Source organism: Tepidimonas sp., assembly GCF_036825565.1.
Taxonomy (GTDB): Bacteria; Pseudomonadota; Gammaproteobacteria; order Burkholderiales; family Burkholderiaceae_C; genus Tepidimonas.
This window is the reverse complement of record NZ_DAISXZ010000104.1, coordinates 1-5,733: the sequence shown is the minus strand read 5'-3', so window position 1 is coordinate 5,733 and position 5,733 is coordinate 1. Positions and strand designations below refer to the sequence as shown.

At 70.3% G+C, this 5,733-nt stretch carries 6 protein-coding genes; 4 read left to right on the top strand and 2 right to left on the bottom strand.

Annotated elements, in window-relative coordinates:
- Window positions 1-29 precede the first annotated feature (29 nt).
- Window positions 30-467 carry a hypothetical protein gene (locus tag V7026_RS10880; RefSeq protein ID WP_334155399.1) on the top strand — a complete coding sequence of 146 codons (438 nt, stop codon included), beginning with the start codon at window positions 30-32 and terminating at the stop codon, window positions 465-467.
- Here V7026_RS10880 and V7026_RS10875 read toward each other — a convergent pair.
- Both V7026_RS10875 and msrA read right to left on the bottom strand, forming a co-directional pair.
- Entirely contained in the window at window positions 457-1,419 is a 963-nt protein-coding gene (locus V7026_RS10875) for an AEC family transporter (protein WP_334155398.1), read from the bottom strand. The genes V7026_RS10880 and V7026_RS10875 overlap by 11 nt on opposite strands.
- 75 nt (window positions 1,420-1,494) lie before the next feature.
- Window positions 1,495-2,040: a peptide-methionine (S)-S-oxide reductase MsrA gene (gene msrA / locus V7026_RS10870; RefSeq protein ID WP_334155397.1), complete on the bottom strand. Its 546-nt coding sequence runs from the start codon at window positions 2,038-2,040 to the stop codon at window positions 1,495-1,497.
- A gap of 30 nt (window positions 2,041-2,070) precedes the next feature.
- Between msrA and V7026_RS10865 the strand changes: the two genes are divergently transcribed.
- The 3 genes from V7026_RS10865 to kynU all read left to right on the top strand — a co-directional run bounded on the left by V7026_RS10865 (window position 2,071) and on the right by kynU (window position 5,699).
- Window positions 2,071-3,597 (top strand): potassium/proton antiporter, encoded by a 1,527-nt coding sequence (locus tag V7026_RS10865; RefSeq protein ID WP_334155396.1) that lies wholly within the window; start codon window positions 2,071-2,073, stop codon window positions 3,595-3,597.
- Window positions 3,598-3,690: 93 nt separating this feature from the next.
- Entirely contained in the window at window positions 3,691-4,359 is a 669-nt protein-coding gene (gene kynB / locus V7026_RS10860; RefSeq protein ID WP_334155395.1) for an arylformamidase, read from the top strand.
- Between the two features lie 41 nt (window positions 4,360-4,400).
- Window positions 4,401-5,699, top strand: coding sequence for a kynureninase (kynU, locus tag V7026_RS10855; protein ID WP_334155394.1), 1,299 nt, complete (start codon window positions 4,401-4,403; stop codon window positions 5,697-5,699).
- The last annotated feature ends 34 nt before the right edge of the window (window positions 5,700-5,733 follow it).

Sequence of the window (5,733 nt, the reverse complement as noted above, 5' to 3'; positions counted from 1 at the left end):
CGGCCCGCTGGGGCGTGGCGTTTGCCGCCTTGCGTGTCGATGCCCGGCCCGCCCTGGTGGGCGGGGGCTTCGGCTGGCACCGGTTTTATCTGCACGGATTCGGCGATGTGTGGGGCTGGGCCCACGCGATCCCGACCGCACTGGGGCTGTGGGGGGTCGATCGGGTTCTGACCTACGGGCAGGACGATCAGTTGTCGTGGGTGCTGCTGCCGTTCCTGGGCGTTGGCCTAGTGGCCGCGTGTCTGTCGGCCATCGTGTATGCGCTGCAGCCACCGCAGCGCTGGAATGCGCGCCACAACCCGACCGGGCCGGCCGACGCCCGCGCCGGCGACACGAACTGGCTGACCGTGATCGCGGTGGTGCTGTCGCTGATGGTGGGCGCCACCGCGCTGATGGCCGGTCTGGCGTTTAGCTTCCAGCGCTACTTCGAGTACCAGATCGAAGAAGGCCTGCGCATCAGCCAGTGAACTGCGCCATCACCAGCATCCAGCCACTTAGGGTCAGCATCCCCAGCGCGGTAGACAGCCCCGTAGCAGCGGTCACTTCGGTCTGCGCCACACGGTAACGCTGCGCGAACAAAAAGACATTGGCGCCGATCGATACGCCGGCGGCAACCACCAGCACCGTCAACGGCAAGCCGCGCAGACCCCACAGCCACGCGGAGGCGGCGACCAGCACCGGCATGACCAGGTTTTTGGCCAGGGCAACGGACAGCGCCTCGCGCCAGTGGCCGCGCCAGGGCGTGCGGGCCAGGCTCACGCCCACCAGCACCAGGGCCAATGGCCCGAAGGCCTGACCGAGCAGGTGCAAGGGCTTGTCCACCACGGCAGGCAAGGTCGCTCCCGACAGCCCCCACAGCAGCCCACAGGCGATCGGCAAAGGGATGGGGTGGATGACCGATCCGCGCACCGCCGACAGGGCCGTACGCCACACCCGCCCGGGCGGCATCGGCCCGCCCTGCGCGCGGCTGCGGGCATCGGCCAGCTCCAGCGCCACCGAGGCGATGGTCAGCAGCACGAGGGCGTGCACCGCAATCAGGGTCAGCAGCGTGACCACGCCTGCCTGCCCGTAGGCCAGACCGATCAGGGCGATGCCGATCATGACCAGATTGGAAAACGTCCCGCCCAGCGCCAGCACGATGCCGCGCGGGTGGAAGCCGCGCCAGGCGATCTGCAGTGCAAACCAGGGCAGCACGGCGCTGAAATAGGCCGCCACCGGGCGCCAGTCCAGCGACTCCAGCCACACCTGACTCATGGTGCGGAACAGCAACGCGGGGATCAGCAGCAGGAAAACGAGGTTGGACAGATCCTTGACCGCGCCGGCGCCCACCCAGCCGCGCCGGCCCGCGATCACCCCAACTGCGATCAGCAGGAAGACGGGGGTCAAGGACTGAAAGACGGGGTGGTCGGCAAGGGTCACGGCGCTCAGTGTAGACAGACACCGCAGGAACAGCTGCCGCGGGGGTGACCCGACGGCGCCGCGGTCTGGGGCGGCTCAGTCGATGCCGGGCTTGAGCCAGTCAGCGAAAGTGCGCCGCAGCTTGGCGACTTTCGGGGCTGCCACCGCCAGGCAGTAGCCGTGGTAGGGGTGGCGGGCGAAAAAGTCCTGGTGATACGTCTCGGCCGGCCAGTAGTGGCGCAGCGGCTCGACCTCGGTCACGATGGGGGCACCGAAGGTGCCCTCTGCCTCCAGCTGGGCAATCACGCTGTGTGCCATCTCAGCCTGCTCAGGCGTGGTCCAGTAGATGCCGCTGCGGTACTGCGTGCCAATATCGGCCCCTTGGCGGTTGGGGCTGGTGGGGTCGTGAGTGGCGAAGAAGATGGCGAGCAGTTCGCGCACACCAATGACGGACGGGTCGTAAGTCAGCTTGACCACCTCGGCACAGCCGGTGGCGCCGGTGCAGACCTCCTCGTAGGTGGGCTGTTCGGCCTGGCCGTTGCTGTAGCCGGATTCCACGTCCAGCACGCCGCGCACCTGCTCGAACACGGCCTCGGTGCACCAAAAACACCCACCGGCCAGGACCAAAGTCTCCGTCGTCATGGCGCAGATTCTGCTACGGTCGCGGATACTATGACTCTATCGCTGGATTTTTTGGCCCTGCCGCTGTTGACGGCCTCGGCCCTGTTGCTGTTGAGCCTGGTGGCCGGGCTGTTTTCGGCGCGGCTGGGCTTTTCGTTCTTGCTGGTGTTTCTGGTCGCGGGCATGCTGCTGGGGGAGAACGGGCCCGGCGGCGTGGTGTTCGAGGATTTTCGGCTGGCGTTTTGGGTGGGCAACGTGGCGCTGGCCGTCATCCTGCTGGATGGGGGGCTGCGCACGCGCTACGCGACATTTCGCACGGGTCTGCGCCCGTCGCTGCTGCTGGCCACGGCCGGCGTGGCCGTCAGCGCCGCGCTGACCGGTCTGGGGGCCTGGCTGCTGCTCGACCTGGACTGGCGGCTGGCGCTGCTGCTGGGCGCCATCGTGGGCTCCACGGACGCCGCGGCCGTGTTCGCGCTGCTGCAGACGTCGGGGGTGCGGCTCAACGAGCGCGTGGCCTCGACACTGGAAATCGAGTCGGGTCTGAACGACCCGATGGCCGTGTTTCTAACCCTGGCGCTGATCGGGCTGGCCATGACGCCGAACACCGGGGCCGCCCGCCTGGGCTGGGCGCCGCTGCTGGCGCTGGTGCAGCAGTTTGGCTGGGGTCTGATGCTGGGCGGTGGCCTGGGCTGGGCGCTGGCGGACGGTCTGCGGCTGCTGGCCCGGCTCACCCGGCCCGGCAGCGGCGTGCGCGCACTGCTGCTGCTGTCGGCGGGGATGGCGGTGTTCGCGTTGACGACCTGGGTCGGCGGTTCGGGGTTCCTCGCGGTCTACATCTTCGGGCTGGTGGTGGGCAACCGCGCCCGCGGCTCGGTGGCGCCGGCGCTGCAGGCCATGGATGGCTACGCCTGGATGGCGCAGGCGGGTATGTTCCTGCTGCTGGGCCTGCTGGTCACCCCGACCGAGGCGCTGGGCACCCTGCTGCCAGCGCTGGGCGTCGCGGCGGTGCTGATGCTGGTGGCCCGGCCGCTGGCCGTGTGGCTGTGCCTGCTGCCCTTTCGCTTTCCCCCGCGGGAGGTGGCGTTCATCGCCTGGGTGGGCCTGCGCGGGGCGGTGCCCATCGTGCTGGCGGTGTTCCCCGTGATGGCGGGGGTAGACGGGGCCAAGACCTTCTTCAACATCGCCTTCGTGGTGGTGCTGGCGTCGCTGCTGCTGCAGGGCGCCACCCTGCCCTGGGCCGCGCGGCGCACCGGCGTCGCGCTGCCGGACCGCGACGATCCGGTCGCCGCCCGGCAGGTGTACGGCGATTTCGAGGTGCCGGCGAACACCCCCATGGCGGCGCTGTGCCGCTTCTACGGCTGGCCGCCCGTGGAGGACGAACAGCTCACCGTGGGCGAGTGGTTTGGCCGCGCCTGCGAGCATGCGCCAGTCGAGGGCGATCAACGGCGCTGGGGGCCGGCCGAGCTGAGTGTGCGCCGTGTGCAAGGCGGCACGATCGAGCGCATCGGCATCCGCCTGGAAGAAACGGGGGATGCGGGCGGCGAGGGCGGCGAGGGCGGGCGGGACGCGACGCCCTAACGAGTCCTGCTTTTGCTTGACATCTGAAATATTCCCCAACTGTCGCAAAAAAACCGACACCACGGGTTTTCAGACGGTGCTACCTTCGCGCCCATGCCGATTGCCCCGCCCGATCCGACCGCTACGCGCCGCCTGTGGGACATCTCGCCCCCGGTGGACCTCCATGCGCCCGTCTTCCCCGGCGATACCCCCTACCAGCAGCGGTGGGTGGCCACCATCGGCCCGGGCTGCCCGGTCAACGTCAGTGCGGTCACGACCACGCCGCACGTGGGCGCCCACGCAGACGCACCACTGCACTACGACCCCGATGGCACCCCCATCGGCGCCGTGGACCTGACCCCTTACCTGGGCCCATGCCGCGTGGTCCACGCCATCGGCTGCGGACCCTTGGTGACGTGGGCGCATGTGGCCCATGCCCTGCCGGATGACGCCCCCTGCCCGGCCCGGCTGCTGGTGCGTACCTATGCGCGGATGCCGCAAGAGGCCTTTGACGACGCGCTGCCGGGTTTCGACCCCGCCCTGCTGGAGCACCTGGCCGACCGCGGCGTGTGCCTGGTGGGCACGGACAGCGCCAGCGTGGACCCCGCTGCCAGCAAGACGCTGGACGCGCACCAGGTGCTGCGCCGGCGCGGCCTGCGCGTGCTGGAAAACCTGTGCCTGGACGACGTGCCCGAAGGCGACTACGAGCTGATCGCCCTGCCCCTGAAGTGGATGCGCGCTGACGCCAGCCCAGTGCGGGCCGTGCTGCGCGCCCTGGTCTGACCCGTCGGAGACTCGCACGTCGCCCCAAAAAGGATCGTCCCATGCCCTGCCCCACCCTCGACGACTGCCGCGCGCTGGATGCGGCCGACCCGCTGCGCCCCTTGCGCGACCAGTTCGATCTGCCGCCCGGCGTCATTTACCTGGACGGCAACTCCCTCGGTGTCCTGCCGCGCGAGACCGCCGCCCGCGTGCAGGCCGTCGTGACGGACGAATGGGGCCAGGGGCTGATCCGCAGCTGGAACACGGCCGGCTGGTTCACCCTGCCGCAGCGGGTGGGTGACCTGATCGGCCGCCTGATCGGCGCCGGCCCCGGCGAAACGGTGGCCACGGACAGCACCTCGATCAACCTGTTCAAGGTCTTGAGCCTGGCCGTGCATCTGCAACACCGGCGCGGCGACGGCCGGCGCGTGTTGGTCAGCGAGCGCAGCAACTTCCCCACCGACCTGTATGTGGCCGAGGCGCTGTGCCGCGATCGCGGCTGGACCCTGCGGCTGATCGATGGCGACCCGCAGACGGCGCTGCCCGCCGCGCTGGGGCCGGACGTCGGCATCGTGATGCTGACGCATGTGAACTACCGCACCGGCGCGATGCACGACATGGCCGCGGTGACGGCCGCCGCGCACGCCGCCGGCGCGCTGATGGTGTGGGACCTGGCGCACAGCGCGGGCGCGGTGCCGGTGGACCTGAACGCGGCGCAGGCCGACTTTGCCGTGGGCTGCGGCTACAAATATCTCAACGGCGGGCCGGGCGCGCCGGCGTTCGCGTGGGTGCATCCGCGCCTGAGCGCGGCCTTGGGCCCGGACGACTGGTCGACGCTGGCCGGCTGGTGGGGGCATGCGGCGCCCTTTGCCTTCACGCCCGATTTCCAGCCCGCACCGGGCGTGCAGCGCCTGCTGTGCGGCACGCAGCCCATCATCAGCCTGTCGGCGCTGGAGGTGGGGGTGCGCACCGTCCTCGCTGCCGAACCGCTGGGCGGCATGGCGGCGCTGCGGCACAAGTCGTTGGCGCTGACCGACCTGTTCATCACGCTGGTGGAGTCGCGCTGCGCCGGGCACGGGCTGACGCTGGTCACGCCGCGCGAGCCGCAGCGGCGCGGCTCGCAGGTCTGCCTCACCCGCGCCGAGGGGGCCTACGCCATCGTGCAGGCGCTGATCGCGCGCGGGGTGATCGGCGACTTCCGCGCCGGTGACGCGTGGCAGCCGGACATTCTGCGCTTTGGCTTCACGCCCCTGTACCTGGGGTTCGAGGACGTCTGGCACGCCGTCGAGCACCTGCGGGATGTGCTGCAGACGCAAGCCTGGCGCGACCCAGCCTTCCAGCGCGCCCAGGCCGTTACCTGACCCCGCCCCACGGATCCGCCACCATGACGCCCAC